The organism is Oceanospirillum linum, from assembly GCF_001995095.2.
Lineage (GTDB): Bacteria > Pseudomonadota > Gammaproteobacteria > Pseudomonadales > Halomonadaceae > Oceanospirillum > Oceanospirillum linum.
In genome coordinates this window covers 1-591 of the sequence record NZ_MTSD02000043.1, presented here as the reverse complement: position 1 = coordinate 591, position 591 = coordinate 1, and the positions used below count along the sequence as shown (strand labels likewise).

General features: G+C 48.7%; 1 protein-coding gene. It reads left to right on the top strand.

Going from position 1 to position 591, the window contains the following annotated elements; translation table 11 throughout:
• The coding region (locus tag BTA35_RS16540; RefSeq protein ID WP_274378442.1) for an FAD-linked oxidase C-terminal domain-containing protein at nucleotides 1-591 on the top strand (591 nt) is incomplete at both ends.

Genomic DNA, 591 nt, shown 5'->3' with positions numbered 1-591 from the left:
CTTCATAATGTACATGAGGGCCAGTGGAGCCGGTGAAATTGGCAAAATCTGGGCAATGCGTAAAAAAGCTGTAGGCCTGCTTGGTAACGCAGAAGGAGAGAAACGCCCGATTCCTTTTGTAGAGGACACTGCCGTACCACCGGAGAACTTGGCTGATTTTATCATGGAGTTCCGTGCACTATTGGACAGCCATAACTTAGCCTATGGTATGTTCGGCCATGTCGATGCAGGCGTGTTACATGTGCGTCCAGCCATTGATATGAAAGACCCTGCTCAAGAACCAATGATTCGCACGATCACCGACGGAGTGGTAGCGCTAACACAGAAATATAAAGGCCTACTATGGGGCGAGCATGGTAAAGGGGTTCGCTCCGAATATGCTCCTGAGTTTTTTGGTGAGCTGTATCCATTTTTGCAAGAGATCAAGTCGACCTTTGACCCTCGCAATCAGCTTAATCCAGGCAAAATTGCTACGCCTGCACGCTCTGGTGCTGAGCTACTAAAGATTGATGCTGTACCTACCCGAGGTCAGTATGATCGCCAAATTAGCCCAGCCACACGGGATACTTTTAATGCCGCGATGTACTGTAA